Origin of the sequence: Pseudomonas sp. NBRC 111139 (assembly GCF_001753955.1) — a bacterium.
Taxonomy (GTDB): Bacteria; Pseudomonadota; Gammaproteobacteria; order Pseudomonadales; family Pseudomonadaceae; genus Aquipseudomonas; species Aquipseudomonas alloputida.
Map to the genome: position 1 here is coordinate 130,901 of NZ_BCBP01000014.1, position 21,771 is coordinate 152,671.

At 58.3% G+C, this 21,771-nt stretch carries 21 protein-coding genes; 18 read left to right on the forward strand and 3 right to left on the reverse strand.

The features are described from left to right. Nucleotides 1-5 precede the first annotated feature (5 nt). From mnmE to glmS, 17 genes are all read left to right on the forward strand, one after another. Entirely contained in the window at nucleotides 6-1,376 is a 1,371-nt protein-coding gene (mnmE, locus tag BJQ17_RS00695) for a tRNA uridine-5-carboxymethylaminomethyl(34) synthesis GTPase MnmE (protein WP_003253174.1), read from the forward strand. A 633-nt stretch (nucleotides 1,377-2,009) separates the two neighbouring features. Beyond that, nucleotides 2,010-3,902, forward strand: a complete 1,893-nt coding sequence (gene mnmG / locus BJQ17_RS00700; RefSeq protein ID WP_003253177.1) for a tRNA uridine-5-carboxymethylaminomethyl(34) synthesis enzyme MnmG — start codon at nucleotides 2,010-2,012, stop codon at nucleotides 3,900-3,902. Further along, entirely contained in the window at nucleotides 3,899-4,549 is a 651-nt protein-coding gene (gene rsmG, locus BJQ17_RS00705) for a 16S rRNA (guanine(527)-N(7))-methyltransferase RsmG (RefSeq protein WP_003253179.1), read from the forward strand. The genes mnmG and rsmG overlap by 4 nt, the downstream gene beginning before the upstream one ends. 18 nt (nucleotides 4,550-4,567) lie before the next feature. Further along, nucleotides 4,568-5,359, forward strand: coding sequence for a ParA family protein (locus tag BJQ17_RS00710; protein ID WP_003253182.1), 792 nt, complete (start codon nucleotides 4,568-4,570; stop codon nucleotides 5,357-5,359). A gap of 9 nt (nucleotides 5,360-5,368) precedes the next feature. Beyond that, entirely contained in the window at nucleotides 5,369-6,241 is an 873-nt protein-coding gene (locus BJQ17_RS00715) for a ParB/RepB/Spo0J family partition protein (protein WP_003253185.1), read from the forward strand. 149 nt (nucleotides 6,242-6,390) lie between these two features. Continuing rightward, on the forward strand, nucleotides 6,391-6,798 hold the full coding sequence (locus BJQ17_RS00720; RefSeq protein WP_003253187.1) for a F0F1 ATP synthase subunit I: 408 nt from the start codon (nucleotides 6,391-6,393) through the stop codon (nucleotides 6,796-6,798). A 16-nt stretch (nucleotides 6,799-6,814) separates the two neighbouring features. Then, on the forward strand, nucleotides 6,815-7,684 hold the full coding sequence (gene atpB / locus BJQ17_RS00725) for a F0F1 ATP synthase subunit A (RefSeq protein ID WP_003253188.1): 870 nt from the start codon (nucleotides 6,815-6,817) through the stop codon (nucleotides 7,682-7,684). Nucleotides 7,685-7,828: 144 nt separating this feature from the next. Next, entirely contained in the window at nucleotides 7,829-8,086 is a 258-nt protein-coding gene (gene atpE, locus BJQ17_RS00730) for a F0F1 ATP synthase subunit C (protein ID WP_003097235.1), read from the forward strand. A 56-nt stretch (nucleotides 8,087-8,142) separates the two neighbouring features. Next, complete coding sequence (locus BJQ17_RS00735; protein WP_003253189.1) at nucleotides 8,143-8,613, forward strand: F0F1 ATP synthase subunit B; 471 nt, start codon at nucleotides 8,143-8,145, stop codon at nucleotides 8,611-8,613. 12 nt (nucleotides 8,614-8,625) lie between these two features. Then, a complete protein-coding gene (locus BJQ17_RS00740) occupies nucleotides 8,626-9,162 on the forward strand; it encodes a F0F1 ATP synthase subunit delta (RefSeq protein WP_003253191.1) in 537 nt (178 codons plus the stop codon). A 21-nt stretch (nucleotides 9,163-9,183) separates the two neighbouring features. Continuing rightward, complete coding sequence (gene atpA / locus BJQ17_RS00745; RefSeq protein WP_003253193.1) at nucleotides 9,184-10,728, forward strand: F0F1 ATP synthase subunit alpha; 1,545 nt, start codon at nucleotides 9,184-9,186, stop codon at nucleotides 10,726-10,728. Nucleotides 10,729-10,776: 48 nt separating this feature from the next. Then, nucleotides 10,777-11,637: a F0F1 ATP synthase subunit gamma gene (gene atpG / locus BJQ17_RS00750; protein WP_003253195.1), complete on the forward strand. Its 861-nt coding sequence runs from the start codon at nucleotides 10,777-10,779 to the stop codon at nucleotides 11,635-11,637. A gap of 27 nt (nucleotides 11,638-11,664) precedes the next feature. Next, nucleotides 11,665-13,041 (forward strand): F0F1 ATP synthase subunit beta, encoded by a 1,377-nt coding sequence (gene atpD / locus BJQ17_RS00755; protein WP_003253197.1) that lies wholly within the window; start codon nucleotides 11,665-11,667, stop codon nucleotides 13,039-13,041. A gap of 43 nt (nucleotides 13,042-13,084) precedes the next feature. Continuing rightward, on the forward strand, nucleotides 13,085-13,504 hold the full coding sequence (locus BJQ17_RS00760) for a F0F1 ATP synthase subunit epsilon (RefSeq protein WP_003253199.1): 420 nt from the start codon (nucleotides 13,085-13,087) through the stop codon (nucleotides 13,502-13,504). 119 nt (nucleotides 13,505-13,623) lie between these two features. Further along, a complete protein-coding gene (gene glmU, locus BJQ17_RS00765; protein WP_003253201.1) occupies nucleotides 13,624-14,991 on the forward strand; it encodes a bifunctional UDP-N-acetylglucosamine diphosphorylase/glucosamine-1-phosphate N-acetyltransferase GlmU in 1,368 nt (455 codons plus the stop codon). 189 nt (nucleotides 14,992-15,180) lie between these two features. Continuing rightward, nucleotides 15,181-15,957: a DeoR/GlpR family DNA-binding transcription regulator gene (locus BJQ17_RS00770; protein WP_003253204.1), complete on the forward strand. Its 777-nt coding sequence runs from the start codon at nucleotides 15,181-15,183 to the stop codon at nucleotides 15,955-15,957. Between the two features lie 3 nt (nucleotides 15,958-15,960). Next, nucleotides 15,961-17,796 carry a glutamine--fructose-6-phosphate transaminase (isomerizing) gene (glmS, locus tag BJQ17_RS00775; RefSeq protein WP_004575180.1) on the forward strand — a complete coding sequence of 612 codons (1,836 nt, stop codon included), beginning with the start codon at nucleotides 15,961-15,963 and terminating at the stop codon, nucleotides 17,794-17,796. A 171-nt stretch (nucleotides 17,797-17,967) separates the two neighbouring features. Here glmS and BJQ17_RS30780 read toward each other — a convergent pair whose 3' ends face one another. The 3 genes from BJQ17_RS30780 to BJQ17_RS00785 form a co-directional block, all read right to left on the reverse strand. Next, nucleotides 17,968-18,339: a hypothetical protein gene (locus tag BJQ17_RS30780; protein WP_139139740.1), complete on the reverse strand. Its 372-nt coding sequence runs from the start codon at nucleotides 18,337-18,339 to the stop codon at nucleotides 17,968-17,970. 13 nt (nucleotides 18,340-18,352) lie between these two features. After that, nucleotides 18,353-19,645: a serine hydrolase gene (locus BJQ17_RS00780; RefSeq protein WP_070095369.1), complete on the reverse strand. Its 1,293-nt coding sequence runs from the start codon at nucleotides 19,643-19,645 to the stop codon at nucleotides 18,353-18,355. Nucleotides 19,646-19,805: 160 nt separating this feature from the next. Continuing rightward, complete coding sequence (locus BJQ17_RS00785; protein ID WP_003253209.1) at nucleotides 19,806-20,702, reverse strand: LysR family transcriptional regulator; 897 nt, start codon at nucleotides 20,700-20,702, stop codon at nucleotides 19,806-19,808. 180 nt (nucleotides 20,703-20,882) lie between these two features. On the opposite strand from BJQ17_RS00785, the gene BJQ17_RS00790 reads away from it, so the two are divergent. After that, complete coding sequence (locus BJQ17_RS00790; RefSeq protein WP_173881342.1) at nucleotides 20,883-21,767, forward strand: alpha/beta fold hydrolase; 885 nt, start codon at nucleotides 20,883-20,885, stop codon at nucleotides 21,765-21,767. Nucleotides 21,768-21,771: the final 4 nt, after the last annotated feature.

Consider the following 21,771-nt stretch of genomic DNA (forward strand, 5'->3'; position numbering starts at 1 on the left):
CGAGCATGAACACTGTGCGTGAAACCATCGCCGCCATCGCCACGGCCCAAGGCCGGGGCGGTGTGGGAATTGTCAGGTTGTCCGGCCCTCTGGCTGCCAAGGCCGGCCTGTTGATCACTGGCCGCACCCTGACCCCGCGGCATGCCCATTACGGTCCGTTCCGCGACGATGAAGGGCTGGTGCTGGACGAAGGGATTGCTCTGTTCTTTCCCGGGCCTAATTCGTTCACTGGTGAGGACGTGCTTGAACTGCAGGGACACGGCGGCCCGGTGGTTTTGGACATGCTGCTGCAGCGCTGTGTACAAGTCGGCTGTCGTCTGGCTCGCCCGGGCGAGTTCAGCGAGCGCGCCTTCCTCAACGACAAGCTCGACCTGGCGCAGGCCGAAGCCATCGCCGACCTGATCGAGGCCAGTTCCAGCCAAGCAGCGCGCAACGCCCTGCGCTCGCTGCAAGGGGAATTCTCCAAGCGTGTGCACAGCCTCACCGAGGCGTTGATTGCCTTGCGTATTTACGTCGAGGCGGCGATCGACTTTCCTGAGGAAGAGATCGACTTCCTCGCCGATGGCCATGTGCTGTCGATGCTTGATGCCGTGCGCAGCGAGTTATCCACTGTGCAGCGCGAGGCCGGGCAGGGCGCCTTGCTGCGTGACGGCATGACGGTAGTCATTGCTGGCCGACCGAATGCCGGTAAATCGAGCTTGCTGAACCAGCTGGCCGGGCGGGAAGCAGCCATCGTCACTGACATCGCCGGCACCACGCGGGATATCCTGCGCGAACATATCCACATCGACGGCATGCCGCTGCACGTTGTCGATACTGCCGGCTTGCGCGATACCGATGACCATGTGGAAAAGATCGGTGTGGAACGCGCCCTGAAGGCCATTGGCGAGGCAGACCGTGTGCTGCTGGTGGTCGACTCCACTGCGCCCGAGGCCAGCGATCCGTTCGCTTTGTGGCCGGAGTTTCTCGCTCAGCGGCCGGACCCGGCCAAGGTCACGTTGATTCGCAACAAGGCCGACCTGAGTGGTGAGCGGGTAGCGCTGGAACAGTGCGATGACGGCCATGTGACCATTACCCTGAGCGCCAAGGGCGACGACACAGGGCTGCAACTGCTCCGCGACCATCTGAAGGGCTGTATGGGTTACGAGCAGACTGCAGAGAGTGGCTTCAGCGCCCGCCGGCGCCATCTGGATGCTTTGCGCCAGGCCAGCGAGCACCTGGAGCACGGCCGTGCCCAATTGACCTTGGCGGGCGCGGGAGAGCTTCTGGCTGAGGACTTACGCCAGGCACAGCATGCGCTGGGGGAGATCACAGGAGCATTCAGCTCGGATGACCTGCTTGGGCGGATATTCTCCAGCTTCTGCATCGGCAAGTAATCCACAGCCAGGCAAGGCCAAGCGCCGCTCCTTAGGGAGCGGCTTTTTTTTGCCTGAAATTCGTTGCAGAAGATGAATGCAGGCCGATGACCCAAACACCTGTGGGGGCGGGCGGGGCCGCGAAGAAGCCCTTACAAGCTCCAGATCCCTGTGGATGTACCGACCCTTTCGCGGGCTCGACCGCTCCAACCTGACCATGTCTGGCCGCCAGCGCGATGAATTTTCCATGCTCGGCTTGAAAACTGTGCTCAGGAGCCCTGTGGAAAAGTCGCCTTCAGCTCAGTTGATAAGCGGGCTTTTTTTCTGAGGAAAAACCCGCCTGTGGGTAAACAGCCATTTAATCCACAGGCTAAAAGACGTTATCCATAGGCCTCATGGCACTCCAGACACAGGGTTTAATTTCTCTCTACATAGCGCCATTATTGGGATACATGACTTTATCCACAGATATCGCTGTGCATAAGAATAAACATAAAAACAAAGCTTTTTAAATTTCTTCTCTTTGATTTCTGTTGTTTGCCACTCATCCACAGACTGGTCAAAATTTGCTCAGACGGTTTCTTTAGTGGGGGTGAAGTCCCTATACTTGTCCGCTTACCTTCTCTATTCGCAAAAACAGGCACGAGGTGCGTGGTGGATTTCCCTTCCCGTTTTGACGTGATCGTCATCGGCGGCGGCCATGCCGGTACCGAGGCTGCGCTTGCGTCTGCACGCATGGGTGTGAAAACCCTGCTGCTGACCCATAACGTGGAAACCCTCGGTCACATGAGCTGCAACCCCGCCATCGGCGGTATTGGCAAAAGCCATCTGGTCAAAGAGATCGATGCGCTCGGCGGCGCCATGGCGCTAGCCACCGACAAGAGCGGCATCCAGTTCCGCGTTCTGAACAACCGCAAGGGCCCGGCCGTACGTGCCACCCGTGCGCAAGCCGACCGCGCCATCTACAAGGCAGTGGTACGTGAAATCCTGGAAAACCAGCCAAACCTGTGGATATTCCAGCAGTCCTGCGACGACCTGATCGTCGAGCAGGACCAGGTCAAAGGCGTGGTGACCCAGATGGGCCTGCGTTTCTTTGCCGAATCGGTGGTGCTGACTACCGGTACCTTCCTCGGCGGCCTTATCCACATTGGTCTGCAAAACCATTCCGGTGGTCGCGCCGGTGATCCACCTTCGATTGCCCTGGCCCACCGCATGCGTGAACTGCCGCTGCGCGTCGGCCGCCTGAAAACCGGTACCCCGCCACGCATTGACGGCCGCTCGGTGGACTTCTCGGTAATGACCGAACAGCCAGGCGATACGCCGATCCCGGTGATGTCGTTCATGGGCAATGCCGAAATGCACCCGCGTCAGGTGAGTTGCTGGATTACCCACACCAACGCGCGCACCCACGAGATCATTGCGTCGAACCTCGACCGTTCACCGATGTACTCGGGTGTGATCGAAGGTGTCGGTCCGCGCTACTGTCCGTCGATCGAAGACAAGATCCACCGCTTCGCCGACAAGGAAAGCCACCAGGTGTTCATTGAGCCGGAAGGCTTGAACACCCATGAGTTGTATCCCAACGGTATTTCCACTTCGCTGCCGTTCGACGTGCAGCTGGAGCTGGTCCGTTCGATCCGCGGCATGGAAAACGCCCACATCGTGCGCCCGGGCTATGCCATCGAGTACGACTACTTCGATCCCCGTGACCTCAAGTACAGCCTCGAGACCAAAGTCATCGGCGGCCTGTTCTTCGCCGGGCAGATCAACGGCACCACCGGGTACGAAGAAGCCGGCGCCCAGGGCCTGCTGGCCGGGACTAACGCCGCACTTCGGGCGCAGGGCCGTGACAGCTGGTGCCCGCGCCGCGACGAGGCATACATCGGCGTACTGGTGGACGACCTGATTACCTTGGGTACTCAGGAGCCGTACCGCATGTTTACCTCGCGTGCCGAGTACCGGCTGATACTGCGCGAAGACAACGCCGACCTGCGCCTGACCGAAAAGGGCCGTGAACTGGGCCTGATCGATGACCAGCGCTGGGCCGCGTTCTGCGCCAAGCGCGACGGTATCGAGCGTGAGGAACAGCGCCTGAAATCGACCTGGGTTCGGCCGAATACCGAGCAAGGCCAGGCCGTTGTGGATAAATTCGGCACTCCGCTGAGCCACGAGTACAGCTTGCTCAACCTGCTGGCGCGTCCCGAAATCGACTACGCCGGCCTGATCGAAGCGACTGGCGGTGAAGCAATCGATCCACAGGTTGCCGAGCAGGTCGAGATCCGCACCAAGTACGCCGGCTACATCGACCGTCAGCAGGATGAAATTGCCCGACTGCGCGCCAGCGAAGACACACGCCTGCCTGTGGATATCGACTACACGACGATTTCCGGCCTGTCCAAGGAGATACAGGGCAAGCTGAGCCAGACCCGTCCGGAGACGCTGGGCCAGGCTTCGCGTATCCCGGGTGTGACCCCGGCGGCGATTTCCCTGTTGCTGATTCACTTGAAAAAACGCGGCGCTGGCCGCGAATTGGAGCAAAGCGCTTGAGTTCCCTGGTCACCCCTCAACACGCTGAAGAGTTATCCACAGGTGCGCGCCAGCTTGGCGTCGAGCTGACTGCCGAGCAGCACGAGAAGCTGCTTGGCTACCTGGCTCTGTTGATCAAATGGAACAAAGCCTACAACCTGACTGCTGTGCGCGATCCGGACGAGATGGTTTCGCGTCACCTGCTCGACAGCCTTAGCGTCATGTCTTTTATCCACAACGATCGTGATAACTGGCTGGATGTTGGCAGCGGCGGTGGCATGCCCGGCATCCCGCTGGCTATCCTGCATCCACACAAGCGCGTCACCGTGCTGGACGCCAATGGCAAGAAGACCCGTTTCCTGACTCAGGTGAAAATGGAACTCAAGCTGGACAACCTCACGGTTATCCACAGCCGGGTCGAGGCCTTCCAGCCGGCACAACCGTTCGACGGAATCATCTCCCGCGCCTTCAGCAGCATGGAGAACTTCACCAACTGGACCCGCCACTTGGGCGACACCGGGACGCAATGGCTTGCAATGAAGGGGCTGCATCCTGCCGATGAACTGGTAGCATTGCCCGCAGACTTCACAGTGGAAAGCGAACAGGCCCTGACCGTTCCGGGTTGCCAGGGCCAGCGCCATCTGCTGATACTGCGCCGCAAGGCATGACTGGGAACACTCGCAACAATGGCTAAGGTATTCGCAATCGCGAACCAGAAAGGTGGTGTGGGCAAGACAACCACCTGTATCAATCTCGCCGCCTCGCTGGCTGCGACCAAGCGTCGTGTCCTGCTGATCGACCTCGATCCGCAGGGCAACGCCACCATGGGCAGCGGTGTGGACAAGCACGAGCTCGAGCATTCGGTCTACGACCTGCTGATCGGGGAGTGCGACTTGGCCCAGGCTATGCACTACTCCGAGCACGGAGGCTTCCAGTTGCTGCCGGCCAACCGTGACCTGACCGCCGCTGAGGTGGTGCTGCTGGAAATGCAGGTCAAGGAAAGCCGTCTGCGCAACGCCCTGGCGCCTATTCGCGATAACTACGACTACATCCTCATCGACTGCCCGCCGTCGCTGTCGATGCTCACGCTGAATGCTCTGGTCGCTTCCGATGGCGTGATTATCCCCATGCAGTGTGAGTACTACGCACTGGAAGGTCTCAGCGACCTTGTGGATAACATCAAGCGTATCGCCGCCCGGTTGAACCCGGAGTTGAAGATCGAGGGCCTGCTGCGGACCATGTACGATCCGCGTCTGAGCCTGAACAACGATGTTTCGGCACAGTTGAAGGAGCACTTTGGCCCTCAGCTGTACGACACGGTCATTCCGCGCAACATTCGCTTGGCCGAGGCCCCCAGCTTCGGCATGCCAGCCCTTGCTTACGACAAGCAATCGCGGGGCGCGCTGGCGTACCTGGCCCTGGCTGGGGAACTGGTACGCCGTCAACGCCGTCCATCACGCACTGCACAAACAACTTAAGGAATCCGTATGGCCGTCAAGAAACGGGGTCTCGGACGTGGGTTGGATGCACTGCTCAGTGGTCCTTCCGTCAGCGCGCTCGAAGAGCAGGCTGTGAAGATCGACCAGAAAGAACTGCAACACCTGCCGGTCGAGCTGGTCCAGCGCGGCAAGTATCAGCCTCGCCGGGACATGGACCCGGAGGCGCTGGAAGAGCTTGCGCACTCGATTCGCAACCATGGTGTGATGCAACCGATCGTGGTACGCCCGATTGGCGACAACCGATACGAGATCATCGCCGGTGAGCGCCGTTGGCGCGCTACCCAGCAGGCCGGCCTGGACACGATCCCGGCCATGGTCCGCGAAGTGCCCGACGAAGCCGCCATCGCCATGGCATTGATCGAGAACATCCAGCGCGAAGACCTCAACCCACTGGAAGAGGCCATGGCCCTGCAGCGCCTGCAACAGGAATTCGAGCTCACCCAGCAGCAGGTGGCTGACGCTGTGGGCAAGTCGCGGGTGACTGTGGCCAACCTGCTGCGCCTCATTACCTTGCCTGATGCGATCAAGACCATGCTCGCCCACGGTGATCTGGAGATGGGGCACGCCCGTGCATTGCTCGGCCTGGATGAAAATCGTCAGGAGGAGGGGGCGCGTCATGTTGTCGCACGTGGCCTCACCGTGCGCCAAACCGAGGCACTGGTCCGTCAGTGGCTCAGCGACAAGCCTGATCCGGTCGAACCGAGCAAACCTGATCCGGATATCGCACGCCTTGAACAGCGGCTCGCAGAGCGCCTGGGCTCGGCCGTGCAGATCCGTCATGGCAACAAGGGCAAAGGCCAGTTGGTTATTCGCTACAACTCGCTTGATGAGTTGCAAGGCGTGCTCGCTCACATCCGCTGAAACAATTCCTGTTGTAGCGCGAAGTCGGAAATCACTACCGAAGAGTTGAATAGGGGTTAATCCACCCCTATACTCTGCGCGCATTTTGTCGGCACAAATTATGCCAAGTCATAGCTGACTTGTTGGTCGACTTCCGAGGAGCAGTTGTGATGGAAATACGCACGCCAAACCGCCTGCCTTTCCATCGCTGGGCGGTTTTTCCGGTACTGCTGGCTCAATTTGTCGTACTGCTGCTGGCAACCTTGGTGGTGTGGCAGTGGAAAGGGTCGGTCAGTGGATATTCAGGCCTTTGCGGAGGTTTGATTGCCTGGCTGCCCAATGTGTATTTCGCCTGGAAGGCTTTTCGCTTCAGCGGGGCTCGGGCGGCACAAGCTATCGTCAAGTCGTTTTACGCTGGCGAGGCAGGCAAGATGATTTTGACGGCAGTGCTTTTTGCACTGACCTTTGCAGGAGTGAAGCCACTGGCGCCGCTAGCAGTATTCGGCGTCTTCGTGTTGACCCTTTTGGTCAGCTGGTTCGCGCCCCTGCTGATGAATAAAAGACTTTCGAGACCTTAGGGCGTTTGAGGCAACCATGGCAGCAGAAACCGCTTCGGGCTATATCCAGCACCACTTGCAGAACCTGACCTACGGTCAACTACCAGACGGCAGCTGGGGCTTCGCCCATTCGGCTGCAGAAGCCAAGGCAATGGGCTTCTGGGCGTTCCACCTGGACACCCTGGGTTGGTCCGTCGCGCTGGGTCTGATTTTCCTGTTGATCTTCCGCATGGCGGCCAAGAAGGCGACTTCCGGCCAACCTGGCGGTCTGCAGAACTTCGTTGAGGTGATGGTCGACTTCGTCAACGGCAGCGTGAAGGACTCCTTCCACGGCCGTAGCCCGGTAATCGCACCACTGGCGCTGACCATTTTCGTCTGGGTATTCCTGATGAACGCCGTCGACCTGGTACCGGTCGACTGGATTCCTCAGCTGGCCATCCTGATTTCCGGTGACCCGCACATTCCGTTCCGCGCCGTGTCGACCACCGACCCGAACGCGACCCTGGCCATGGCCTTCTGCGTCTTCGCCCTGATCATCTTCTACAGCATCAAGGTCAAGGGACTGGGCGGCTTCATCGGTGAGCTGACCCTGCACCCGTTTGGCAGCAAGAATATCTTCGTGCAGATCCTGCTGATTCCGGTCAACTTCCTGCTGGAATTCGTCACCCTGATCGCCAAACCGATCTCGCTGGCACTGCGTCTGTTCGGCAACATGTATGCTGGCGAGCTGGTGTTCATCCTGATCGCTGTAATGTTCGGCTCCGGCCTGCTGTGGCTCAGCGGCCTGGGTGTGGTGCTGCAATGGGCGTGGGCTGTGTTCCACATCCTGATCATCACCCTGCAAGCTTTCATCTTCATGATGCTGACCATCGTCTACCTGTCGATGGCTCACGAAGATAACCATTAAGACCGCCTGGCGTGTCTGATAGCCTTCCCTGCCTGTACGGGGGGAGGGCTTAAAAAGTCCGCAAGGGCATGCTGTACCAAACGATTTGTTTTACCGCTTCAAACTAAAAACCTAACCAATACGACGTAAAAGTCGGGAGGAAAGATGGAAACTGTAGTTGGTCTGACCGCTATCGCTGTTGCTCTGCTGATCGGCCTGGGTGCTCTGGGTACCGCCATTGGTTTCGGCCTGCTGGGTGGCAAATTCCTGGAAGGCGCTGCTCGTCAGCCAGAAATGGTTCCGATGCTGCAGGTCAAAATGTTCATCGTTGCCGGTCTGCTCGACGCCGTAACCATGATCGGTGTTGGTATCGCTCTGTTCTTCACCTTCGCGAATCCGTTCGTTGGTCAGATCGCCGGCTAATCACTCGTCACCACGAGTTGATGGCTGTATGAATTAAGACCGAGCGAGGTGTTGGCGTGAACATTAATGCAACCCTGATTGGCCAATCCGTTGCTTTCCTGATTTTTGTACTCTTCTGCATGAAGTATGTATGGCCTCCGGTCATCACTGCTCTGCAAGAGCGCCAAAAGAAGATTGCCGACGGCTTGGACGCTGCCAACCGCGCAGCTCGCGACCTGGAGCTGGCCCAAGAGAAAGCGGGTCAGCAACTGCGTGAAGCTAAAGCACAAGCAGCCGAAATCATCGAGCAAAGCAAGAAACGCGCTGCTCAGCTTGTCGAGGAAGCCCGTGAACAGGCCCGCGTCGAAGCTGACCGTGTGAAGGCTCAGGCTCTGGCCGAGATCGAACAGGAACTGAACAGCGCTAAAGACGCCCTGCGTGCCCAAGTGGGTGCTCTGGCCGTTGGAGGTGCTGAAAAGATCCTTGGCGCCACAATCGATCAAAACGCGCATGCGGAGCTGGTTAACAAACTGGCCGCTGAAATTTAAGCGAGGGCGATCATGGCAGAACTGACCACGTTGGCCCGACCTTACGCTAAGGCTGCCTTTGAGCATGCCCAGGCCCATCAGCAACTGGCCAATTGGTCAGCCATGCTCGGCCTGGCTGCTGCGGTGTCGCAAGACGACACCATGCAGCGCCTGCTCAAGGCCCCGCGACTGACGAGCGCAGAAAAGGCCGCCACGTTCATTGACGTGTGCGGTGACAAGTTCAATGCACAGGCACAGAATTTCATTCATGTTGCCGCGGAAAACGACCGTCTCCTGCTTCTGCCGGAGATTGCCGCCCTGTTCGACCTGTACAAGGCCGAGCAAGAGAAATCCGTGGACGTGGAAGTCACCAGTGCCTTCGCGTTGAACCAAGAACAGCAAGACAAACTCGCCAAGGTTCTCAGTGCACGGTTAGGCCAGGAAGTGCGCCTGCACGCGTCGGAGGATGCCAGCCTGATTGGCGGCGTCGTCATCCGCGCTGGTGACCTGGTAATCGATGGCTCTGTTCGCGGCAAAATCGCGAAACTGGCCGAAGCATTGAAATCTTGAGTTTGAAGGGGCAGCAGAGCAATGCAGCAACTCAATCCTTCCGAAATTAGTGAAATCATCAAGGGCCGCATCGATAACCTCGATGTGAGCTCCCAAGCCCGTAACGAAGGTACCGTCGTTTCGGTATCCGACGGTATCGTGCGGATCCACGGTCTGGCCGACGTCATGTACGGCGAAATGATCGAGTTCCCTGGCGGCGTCTACGGCATGGCCCTGAACCTGGAGCAAGACTCCGTAGGTGCAGTGATCCTGGGTGCATACGACACCCTCGCCGAAGGCATGAGCGCCAAGTGCACCGGCCGCATCCTGGAAGTTCCGGTTGGTAAGGAACTGCTGGGTCGCGTCGTCGACGCACTGGGCAACCCGATCGACGGCAAAGGTCCTCTGGGCAACACCCAGACCGACGCTGTCGAGAAAGTTGCTCCAGGCGTGATCTGGCGTAAGTCGGTAGACCAGCCTGTACAGACTGGTTACAAATCCGTCGACGCCATGATCCCTGTCGGCCGTGGCCAGCGTGAGCTGATCATTGGCGACCGTCAGATCGGCAAGACCGCCATGGCCATCGACGCCATCATCAACCAGAAAGACTCCGGTATTTTCTGCGTTTATGTTGCTGTCGGCCAGAAGCGTTCCACCGTTGCCAACATCGTTCGCAAGCTGGAAGAAAACGGCGCCCTGGCCAACACCATCGTGGTTGTTGCCAGTGCTTCGGAATCCGCCGCACTGCAATTCCTGGCGCCATACGCCGGTTGCACCATGGGCGAGTTCTTCCGCGACCGCGGTGAAGACGCACTGATCGTTTACGATGACCTGTCCAAGCAGGCCGTTGCCTACCGTCAGATCTCCCTGCTGCTGCGTCGTCCACCAGGACGCGAAGCATACCCAGGCGACGTGTTCTATCTCCACTCCCGTCTGCTGGAGCGTGCATCGCGCGTTTCGGAAGAGTACGTCGAGAAGTTCACCAACGGTGCTGTCACTGGCAAAACCGGTTCCCTGACCGCTCTGCCGATCATCGAAACCCAGGCTGGCGACGTTTCTGCGTTCGTTCCGACCAACGTGATTTCCATCACTGACGGTCAGATCTTCCTGGAATCGGCCATGTTCAACTCGGGCATCCGCCCTGCAGTGAACGCCGGTGTTTCGGTATCCCGCGTAGGTGGTGCCGCTCAGACCAAGATCATCAAGAAGCTGTCCGGTGGTATTCGTACCGCTCTGGCTCAGTACCGTGAATTGGCTGCATTCGCCCAGTTCGCGTCCGATCTGGACGAAGCGACCCGCAAGCAGCTGGAGCATGGTCAGCGCGTTACCGAGCTGATGAAGCAGAAGCAGTACGCGCCGATGTCCATCGCGGACATGGCTCTGTCGCTGTACGCCGCTGAGCGTGGCTTCCTGATCGACGTAGAAGTCTCCAAGATCGGCAGCTTCGAGCAAGCTCTGATCGCCTTCTTCAACCGTGATCACGCTGAACTGATGGCGAAGATCAACGTGAAGGGTGACTTCAACGACGAAATCGACGCAGGCCTGAAAGCCGGTATCGAGAAGTTCAAGGCCACCCAGACCTGGTAAGCCGCAGCGGGGGCTCAGGCCCCCGCTTGCTAACCTGATAGGTGATACATGGCAGGCGCAAAAGAGATTCGCAGTAAGATTGCGAGCATCAAAAGCACGCAAAAAATTACCAGCGCCATGGAGAAAGTGGCGGTCAGCAAGATGCGCAAGGCACAAATGCGCATGGCTGCTAGCCGTCCTTACGCGGAACGTATCCGCCAGGTGATCGGTCATCTGGCCAACGCCAACCCGGAATACCGCCACCCGTTCATGATCGAGCGCCCTGTAAAGCGCGCTGGTTATATCGTGGTGAGCAGTGACCGTGGTCTGTGCGGTGGCTTGAACACCAACCTGTTCAAGGCCCTGGTCAAGGACATGAGCGCAAACCGCGAACAGGGCGTGGAAATCGACCTGTGCGTGATCGGCAGCAAGGGTGCGACTTTCTTCCGCATCTTTGGCGGCAACGTCGTAGCAGCGATCAGCCACTTGGGCGAAGAGCCATCGATCAACGATCTGATCGGCTCCGTCAAAGTGATGCTGGACGCCTACCTGGACGGCCGTATCGATCGCCTCTCGGTGGTTTCGAACAAGTTCATCAATACCATGACCCAGAAGCCGACGGTCGAGCAATTGGTACCGTTGGTGGCAACCCCGGATCAGGATCTCAAGCATCACTGGGACTACCTGTACGAACCCGACGCAAAAGAGCTGCTGGACGGCTTGATGGTGCGCTACGTGGAGTCGCAGGTATACCAGGCGGTGGTCGAGAACAACGCTGCTGAACAAGCGGCCCGGATGATCGCCATGAAGAACGCCACAGACAACGCCGGTGATTTGATCAAAGAGCTTCAGTTGATCTACAACAAGGCGCGTCAGGCTGCGATCACCCAGGAGATCTCGGAAATCGTCGGCGGCGCTGCCGCGGTTTAACGGTTCACATATTCAGAGGATCCAGCTATGAGTAGCGGACGTATCGTTCAAATCATCGGCGCCGTCATCGACGTGGAATTCCCACGTGACGTCGTGCCGAGTGTATACAACGCGCTTAAAGTACAAGGCGCGGAAACCACCCTGGAAGTTCAGCAGCAGCTGGGCGACGGCGTGGTTCGTACCATTGCGATGGGCTCGACCGAAGGCCTGAAGCGCGGTCTGGATGTCGTCGACACCGGCGCTGCCATTTCCGTTCCAGTTGGTAAGGCCACCCTGGGCCGTATCATGGACGTACTGGGCAACCCGATCGACGAAGCCGGCCCGATCGGCGAAGAAGAGCGTCGCGGTATCCACCAGCCAGCGCCTTCGTTCGCTGACCAGGCAGGCGGCAACGACCTGCTGGAAACCGGCATCAAGGTTATCGACCTGGTTTGCCCGTTCGCCAAGGGTGGTAAGGTTGGTCTGTTCGGTGGTGCCGGTGTCGGCAAGACCGTAAACATGATGGAACTGATCCGTAACATCGCCATGGAACACAGCGGTTACTCCGTGTTCGCTGGTGTGGGTGAGCGTACTCGTGAGGGTAACGACTTCTACCACGAGATGAAGGACTCCAACGTTCTCGACAAAGTAGCGCTGGTCTACGGTCAGATGAACGAGCCACCAGGAAACCGTCTGCGTGTAGCGCTGACCGGCCTGACCATGGCCGAGAAGTTCCGTGACGAAGGTAACGACGTTCTGCTGTTCGTCGACAACATCTATCGTTACACCCTGGCCGGTACTGAAGTATCCGCACTGCTGGGCCGTATGCCTTCGGCAGTAGGTTACCAGCCGACCCTGGCTGAAGAGATGGGCGTTCTGCAAGAGCGCATCACCTCCACCAAGGAAGGTTCGATCACCTCCGTACAGGCCGTATATGTACCTGCGGACGACTTGACCGACCCGTCGCCAGCGACCACCTTCGCCCACTTGGACGCCACCGTCGTTCTGTCCCGTGATATCGCCTCCCTGGGTATCTACCCAGCGGTCGACCCACTGGACTCGACTTCGCGCCAGCTGGACCCGAACGTGATCGGCAACGAGCACTACGAGACCGCTCGTGGCGTTCAGTATGTTCTGCAGCGCTACAAAGAGCTGAAGGACATCATTGCGATCCTGGGTATGGACGAACTGTCCGAAGCCGACAAGCAACTGGTAGCCCGCGCTCGTAAGATCCAGCGCTTCCTGTCGCAGCCGTTCTTCGTGGCAGAAGTCTTCACCGGTTCGCCAGGTAAGTACGTTTCCCTGAAAGACACCATCGCTGGCTTCAGCGGCATCCTCAAAGGTGACTACGACCACCTGCCAGAACAAGCGTTCTACATGGTCGGCAGCATCGACGAAGCGATCGAGAAAGCCAAGAAACTGTAATTCCTGCGCCCCGCAAGGGGCGCTATCAGGTTGAGGCAAGCAGATGGCTATGACAGTCCATTGCGATATCGTCAGCGCGGAAGGAGAGATCTTCTCCGGCCTGGTCGAGATGGTGGTTGCGCACGGTAACCTGGGTGATCTTGGTATCGCTCCAGGCCATGCGCCGCTGATCACCAATCTCAAGCCTGGTCCGATCACGCTGACCAAGCAGGGTGGCGCACAAGAGGTGTTCTACATCTCTGGTGGTTTCCTCGAGGTTCAGCCGAACATGGTCAAGGTGCTTGCCGATACCGTGCAACGTGCTACAGACCTGGATGAAGCTCAGGCTCAGGAGGCCCTCAAGGCTGCCGAGAACGCCCTGAATCTGAAAGGCGCGGACTTCGACTACAGTGCCGCCGCCGCACGTCTGGCCGAGGCCGCAGCCCAGCTGCGTACCGTCCAGCAAATGCGCAAAGGCAAGTAATCGGCCCCGGCTGATAACTGCTGTTGCGATTGAGTAAAAGGGTAGCCTCGGCTACCCTTTTTCTTTTTCTGTTTTCTCCCCCCGGTCTTTCACTGACCGCCCAGGATTGGTAGCCAGTAATGTCACTCGATATCGTTATTCTCGCCGCCGGCCAAGGCACCCGCATGCGCTCGGCGCTGCCCAAAGTGTTGCACCCGGTAGCTGGCAATTCCATGCTCGGCCATGTTATCCACAGCGCGCGCCAACTTCAGCCGCAAGGTATTCATGTGGTCATTGGCCATGGTGCCGAGCTGGTTCGCGAGCGCTTGGCCGCTGACGACCTGAATTTCGTCATGCAGGATAAACAGCTGGGTACCGGTCATGCTGTTGCCCAGGCACTGCCAGCGCTGACCGCTGATACCGTGCTGGTGTTGTACGGCGACGTGCCGTTGATCGAAGTGGAGACCCTGCAGCGTCTGTTGGCGAAGGCCAACGATCAGCAGCTGGGACTGCTGACAGTCACCCTCGACGATCCGACCGGTTATGGCCGGATCGTGCGTGACGAGCAGGGCAGGGTAACTGCCATCGTTGAGCACAAGGACGCCAACGACGCGCAAAAAGCGATCAAGGAAGGCAACACCGGCATTCTGGCGCTGCCAGCCGCGCGTCTGGCTGACTGGATGGGCCGGCTGTCGAACAACAACGCCCAGGGCGAGTATTACCTGACCGACGTAATTGCCATGGCAGTGGCCGATGGCTTGGTGGTGGCAACTGAACAGCCACACGACGCTATGGAAGTGCAGGGCGCCAACGACCGCCGCCAGCTCTCCGAGCTGGAGCGTCACTACCAGTTGCGTGAAGGCCGCCGTCTGATGGCTCAGGGGGTTACCCTGCGTGACCCGGCACGCTTCGATGTTCGGGGTGAAGTCAGCGTTGGTCGTGATGTGCTGATCGACATCAACGTGATTCTCGAAGGCAAGGTGGTCATCGAAGACGATGTGCAGATCGGCCCTAACTGCGTGATCAAGAACACGACCCTGCGCAAAGGCGCGGTGGTCAAGGCCAACAGCCACCTCGAAGGCGCTGTGATGGGCGAAGGCAGCGATGCTGGCCCGTTCGCCCGCCTGCGTCCGGGCAGCGTACTGGACGCCAAGGCCCATGTGGGTAACTTCGTCGAACTGAAAAACGCCCACCTGGGTGAAGGGGCCAAGGCTGGTCACCTGACCTACCTGGGGGATGCCGAAATCGGTGCGCGCACCAATATCGGCGCCGGCACCATCACCTGCAACTACGATGGCGCCAACAAGTTCAAGACCGTGATGGGTGAAGACGTGTTCATCGGTTCGAACAACTCGCTGGTGGCGCCTGTGGAAATCAAGGCCGGCGCGACCACCGCAGCCGGCTCGACCATCACCCAGGCCGTAGAAGCGGGTGACCTGGCTGTAGCCCGTGCGCGCCAGCGCAACATTTCGGGCTGGAAGCGCCCGGAGAAGATCAAGAAGAGCTGAGTTATTCACAGCCGTTTCGATCGAAAGCCGACTTATGTGAATAAGTCGGCTTTTTTATTGGCGCTGCCGCGCCAAAAGGACCGCGTCAAAGCAGAAGCAAACAATCCACAGGTCAGCGACAGCTTGACGAATCGCGCGTCTTAGGTTTTGATTGCAACCACTAACTTTCGAATCGAAACTTAAACGCACATGTCGAAACGAAACACACCACAACGGCGACACAATATTCTGGCTCTGCTCAGCGAGCAGGGTGAGGTAAGTGTGGACGCGTTGGCCAAGCGTTTCGCCACCTCGGAAGTGACCATTCGCAAAGACCTCGCCGCCTTGGAAACCAACGGCTTGTTATTACGCCGCTACGGTGGTGCGGTGCCGGTGCCGCAAGAGTTGCTGGGTGAACCGGCACAACCCGTCTCTTCCTATAAAAAGGCCATTGCGCGTGCTGCCGTGGGGCGTATCCGCGAACATGCGCGCATTATCATCGACAGCGGCAGCACTACGGCGGCAATGATCCCCGAACTGGGGCGCCAGCCAGGCCTGGTGGTGATGACCAATTCGCTCAATGTGGCCCGTGCAATCTGCGACCTCGAACACGAGCCGGTGCTGCTGATGACCGGTGGCACCTGGGACCCGCATTCCGAATCGTTCCAGGGCCAGGTCGCGGAGCAGGTACTGCGCTCCTACGATTTCGACCAATTATTCATCGGTGCCGACGGCATCGACCTCGGCCGGGGTACCACTACCTTCAACGAGTTGCTTGGGCTGAGTCGGGTCATGGCCGAAGTCGCCCGTGAAGTGATCGTGATGGTCGAGTCGGACAAGGTAGGGCGCAAGATCCCTAACCTCGAGCTGCCCTGGGGCAGTGTGCACACCCTTATTACAGATGAACGCCTGCCAGCAGCAGCGCGCGAACAAATTCAAGCCCGCGGCATCAACCTGATCTGCGCCGCGATCAGCCAGGAGCAATAAAACATGTGTGGAATCGTTGGTGCTGTCGCCGAGCGTAATATCACAGCCATCCTGATCGAAGGCCTTAAGCGTCTTGAATACCGCGGTTACGACAGCGCCGGTTTGGCTGTACTCACCCAGAACGGTGAACTGCAGCGCCGCCGCCGCATCGGCAAGGTCAGCGAGCTGGAGGTTGCTGTTGCTGATGACCCATTGGCAGGCCAGCTGGGTATTGCCCACACTCGCTGGGCTACCCACGGTGCGCCGACTGAAGGCAACGCCCACCCGCACTTCTCGGGCAATGACGTGGCCGTGGTGCACAACGGCATCATCGAGAACCACGAGGAGCTGCGCGAAGAGCTGAAGGGCCTGGGCTATGTCTTCACTTCGCAGACCGATACCGAAGTCATCGTCCACCTGATCCACCACACCCTGAAGAGCATTCCAGACCTGACCGACGCCCTTAAGGCGGCGGTGAAGCGCCTGCACGGCGCATACGGCCTCGCGCTGATCAGTGCCAAGCAGCCGGACCGCCTGGTGGCCGCACGCAGTGGTAGCCCGCTGGTTATCGGTCTGGGCCTTGGCGAGAACTTCCTGGCGTCCGACCAGCTGGCGCTGCGTCAGGTTACTGACCGCTTCATGTACCTGGAAGAAGGCGACATCGCTGAAATCCGCCGTGATCAGGTCTCTATCTGGGACCAGCAGGGCAACAAGGTCCAGCGCGAAACCGTGCAGTACCACGAAGGTGCCGAGGCTGCCGACAAGGGCGCTTACCGCCACTTCATGCTCAAGGAAATTCACGAGCAGCCAAGCGTTGTTCAGCGCACGCTTGAAGGCCGCCTGGGCAAGGACAACGTGCTGGTCCAGGCCTTTGGCCCGCAAGCTGCCGACCTGTTTGCCAAGGTGCGCAACGTGCAGATCGTTGCCTGTGGCACCAGCTACCACGCCGGTATGGTTGCGCGTTACTGGCTGGAAAGCCTGGCCGGCATCCCATGCCAGGTAGAAGTGGCCAGCGAGTTCCGCTACCGCAAGGTGGTGGTGCAGGCGGACACGCTGTTCGTCTCCATCTCGCAGTCCGGCGAAACCGCCGATACCTTGGCCGCACTGCGCAACGCCAAGGAGTTGGGTTTCCTCGGCAGCCTGGCGATCTGCAACGTGGGTATCAGCTCGCTGGTACGCGAGTCGGACTTGACCCTGCTGACCTTGGCCGGCCCTGAAATCGGCGTGGCTTCGACCAAAGCATTCACCACCCAGCTGGTTTCGCTGATGCTGCTGACCCTGGCCCTTGGTCAGGTGCGCGGTACGCTGGAAGCCGGTGTCGAAGCTGAGCTGGTTGAAGAGCTGCGTCGACTGCCTACCCGCCTGGGCGAAGCCCTGGCCATGGATGCCACCGTCGAGAAAATTGCCGAGCTGTTCGCCGACAAGCACCATACCCTGTTCCTTGGCCGCGGCGCGCAGTACCCGGTGGCGATGGAAGGTGCTCTCAAGCTTAAGGAAATCTCCTACATCCACGCCGAAGCGTACCCTGCAGGCGAGTTGAAGCACGGCCCGCTGGCGTTGGTGGACAACGACATGCCGGTGGTTACCGTTGCACCCAACAACGAACTGCTGGAGAAGCTGAAGTCCAACCTGCAGGAAGTGCGTGCCCGTGGTGGCGAGTTGGTAGTGTTCGCCGACGAGCACGCTGGCATGACCAATGGCGAAGGCACCCACGTGATCAAGGTGCCGCACATTGCCGATGCCCTGGCGCCAATCCTGTACACCATCCCGCTGCAGTTGCTGTCTTATTACGTGGCCGTGCTAAAGGGGACCGACGTTGACCAGCCGCGTAATCTGGCCAAGTCGGTGACTGTCGAGTAACGGGTAGTCAGGTGTTGATCAACTGGATTTAGAGAATTAAAACTGTCGGAAGCGGCCGAGGATTCCTCGGTTCGCTTTCCGTTCAGTGGCTTCTCACATTAATCAGTTCAAGGCGCCTCGCAGAGAGAGTAGGCCCACTCCGGGGCCTGCTCATCTATATTAAAACGCAAGTCATGTGTATGACTTAACCGCCACTTGTTGCAGTCGACGGTATTCAAGCGCCAGCAGATACAAACAGCTAGGGACGACAATTAGGTCAATTCCGATATGGAACAAGCTAAATGGGTTGTTATGCACAAGCAGGTAGCGGCATGCACCCATGATACCTCCCGCCAAAGGCAGATAAGAACCCAGCCACAGGCCTAGTGTGCCAGGTTTTAGGAGGTATATGCCTACAATAAGATAGATCGCCCCGAACGTTGCAGCACCAATTACGTTTAGCGCGAAACCATAAACCACTAGTTGTGACAAATGGGTTACACCGGATAGCAACATGAGAGCCGCCGACAGTTTTCGTATTCCTTTGAGAGTATTTGAACTCATGGTGTTAATCCCTTTAGAGTTTAGTGGCGATGGCGCGGAACGCTGCTAGAGTTTCTTCCGAAGTTTTCTTGGGGTCGTACGCAGGATTGGTACTCAGCTGAACCACCACCAACTGCTTGGGCTGATTGACATAAAGGTATTGTCCGCCAAAGCCTATTCCCATGAACTCTCCATCTCCGCCAACCGGAACCCACCACTGGTGGCTGTAACCAAACAGAGGGCGCTCTGGCAATTGCTGCAGGAAAGGTTCGGAAGGGTGCATGCTTTCATTTATCCAGGCCTTGCTGATCAGCTGTTGGCCTTGCCACTCTCCGCCATGAGCCAATAGCATCCCCATGCGGCCAAGGTCGCGCAGGCGTGCATTCAAACCCACCCAGGCATGCTCTATCGCCTTGCTCTTATCGGTCTGATCGAGGAGCCAGTAGGCACTGCTCTCTGTGCCTATTCGCGACCAAATATTGTTCTCCATGAACTGCGATAGGGAGGTGCCGGTAACACGCTCGACAAGCATCCCCAGAACCTGAGTATTGGTATTGATATAGGTGAATCGCTCACCGTGATGGCTGCGCTCGCTGTACAGTGCAGTAGTAGGATGCTGCCGGATTGACTGATTGCAGCCGAAGCTCTTACCTGCGGCGGCTTCAATGTCTCTTCCACGGCCCGCGGCTTCGGGGTTCTGTCCTGCGAATTGCATTGCGGTGGTCATGTCCAGCACCTGGCGGACCGTGGCTGTGGCATAAGCACTGTGTGCCAGTTCCGGTAAATAGCGGGTTATTGGGTCGTCCAGGCTAGCGATCTTTCCTTGCTCCACGGCGACACCGACCAGCAAGCCAACTAGGGACTTGGTCATCGAGTTGATCAAGAAATGGCTCTGCTGCGAAGCGCCGTTGAAGTACTGCTCTTGCAGAATCTGCCCATCGTGCAGAACCAGAAAAGCGTTGCTGCGCGTGCTTTTCAGAAAGTCGTCGAGACTGCGTTCCTTGCCTTCATAGCTGTAGTCGACCTTGCCCAGAGGCTGGCCTGCGGTTAGCGCGAAAGGCTTGGCCGCAGCGGGGATTTCGCGAGACGGGAAGTGCTGATAAGCGTTCCGATAATTCTGCGGTGCCGATGCGGTGGCCGTGGAGAAGTAGCTTGCAACTGCCTCTATATTCTTGGGCCCACAGACGCTGTCGGCAGCGGCGGCAGGCAGTACTGTGCCCCCGGCGAGAGAGAGAACCAAACCTAGGCTCAGCCCCCCTTGTTTTGCTGTGCGACTGAGGCTGACAGCCGTTTGAGTTAATGGGTCTATTTTTTTTGTTGTGAACATTGAGGTACTCCGGCGCCTGAGAAATAAGTTGTGCGTACGTAATGGACGCTCGACTGCCAAGGCTAGAGTAGGCGGGCAGATAGATAACTAACAGTTCATTATATTCATTGATTGATGCATTTTAAGTATCGGTTATTGAAAGCACACAATAGGCTTGTGTTCAGGCCAGCGTAGGCAGTAGCTCCTGACACAGCTCTATGAAGCGTTGTGCGGCTGGAGAGCGAGAACGGCCAGCCAGCTCGATGGCGCATAGCTCGATCATGAGTTCCAGCCCGGCGATATCCAGTATCACCAGACTGCCTTCGTCCAGCTCTGCTTGGAACTGTCGTTCCGGTGCAACCATCACGGCATCTGTCTCTAGCGTTATCTGTTTGAGCACGTGGAAGTCGCTGCACAGCACGCTGATGTTCAGTTCGGCTAGCGCGGGGTGTCGCTTGTACACGGGATGGCTTGGCGAAAGCTCAGTGGCTGAAACCAGGGGGAAATTCATCAGTTCCGTCAGAGGAATGCCTTGCTGTTGTGTCAGCGGGTGGCCGCTCCTTACGACGAGCGAAATTCTCAAGCGCTGGAGCTCTTGCCATATCAGCCCTTCAAAGTGTCGATAGCTGCCCACGCCGGCAATCACCAGATCGTAGCTGCAGTTTGTCAGGCCGTAGGCAAGTTCTTCCGAAACCCCCTCGCGGATTTGCACCTGTATATGGGGGTGCTGCTTTACGAACTTGGGTAAGACCGTGCACAAGATCAGCTCCCGGGAGGCCCGCCCCATACCAATCGACAGCTTCCCCGATTCTAGGTTGCGGTAAAGCCCCGCTTCGCGTTCGAGCTCTTCTACCTCCAGCAACAAGTGGGCACAGCGGTCCCTGATTTTTAGATAAAAATCGGTGGCCTGCATACCGCTCTTGCTCCTGTCAAACAGCCGTACTCCAAAGGCCTCCTCTAGATTTCCGAGGCTGCGAGTCAGTGCCGGCTGGGTGATGTACAAGGCCTCGGCAGCGCGGTGGATGCTTCCATGTTGATGAATGGCCATCAGGTGTTTGAGCTGTTTGAGGGTGAGCATGGTGATTCCTAAAATGCATCGATAAATAATTTTTTTAAACTATTTATATTTATTTCACAAGCCTAGACTCCGGCGCACACAACAAATACAAACGCCATATCACGGGTTCTCGGTACCCTGAGCCAAAAGATCAGGCGCAGCCTTAGCCCGTGCAGTCGGCCTAGCCAGTGAGAATTACTCATGCGCCAGTCTCCGTTCTCGATGCAAGCAATGCGCTCAATTACTCCCATGGTTCTCGCCGCCCATATTTTCTGCGGCCTCATGCTGCTGCAGACGCCGGGTTTGAGTGAGGCACGTGAGTTGATGGTGAAAGAAGACCAGCGCAGCATTCATGTTGAGGTGCTCGGCGAGGGCCTGCCCGTGGTGCTCATTCCCTCGCTGGGCCGTGGCGCGCAGGACTTCGATGATCTGAAGATGCGTCTGGTTGATGCCGGTTATCAGGTAATCCTGCCGCAACCGCGCGGCATTGGCCAAAGCAGCGGACTCACTGTGGGACTGACGCTGCAAGACCTCGCAGCGGATGTGTACGCGGTCAGCAAGGCCGTGACCAACAGCCCTGTTATCGTGGTAGGCCATGCTTTTGGTAACCGAGTGGCACGTACGTTCGCCAGCGAGTATCCGCAACAAACCAAGGGCGTGATCCTGCTAGCGGCCGGTGGTTCGACCAACATCCCCAAAGAAATAGTCAAAGCCCTGCGCGACAGCTTCAGGACGGATCTGCCTGAGGCGGAACATCTTGAGGCTGTCCGCTTGGCCTTCTTTGCTGAAGGCAATGAACCGGCGGCTTGGCGTGACGGCTGGTACCCCGAGGTGGCGATTTATCAGGAAGCCGCTACGAAGGCCACCCCGCTCCAGAGTTGGTGGGCGGGCGGTGTGGCACCCATGCTGGTAATCCAGCCTCTGGAAGATCGCGTGGCCCCGCCGGCAAATGCCGACAAGCTGCTCAAGGCCTACCCCGAACGGGTGAAAGTTCAGAAGCTTGCCTACGCCGGCCATGCGCTGTTGCCCGAACAACCGCAACAGGTCGCCGACACAATTATCAGTTGGCTGCGCGAGCGTTTCTGAGGCC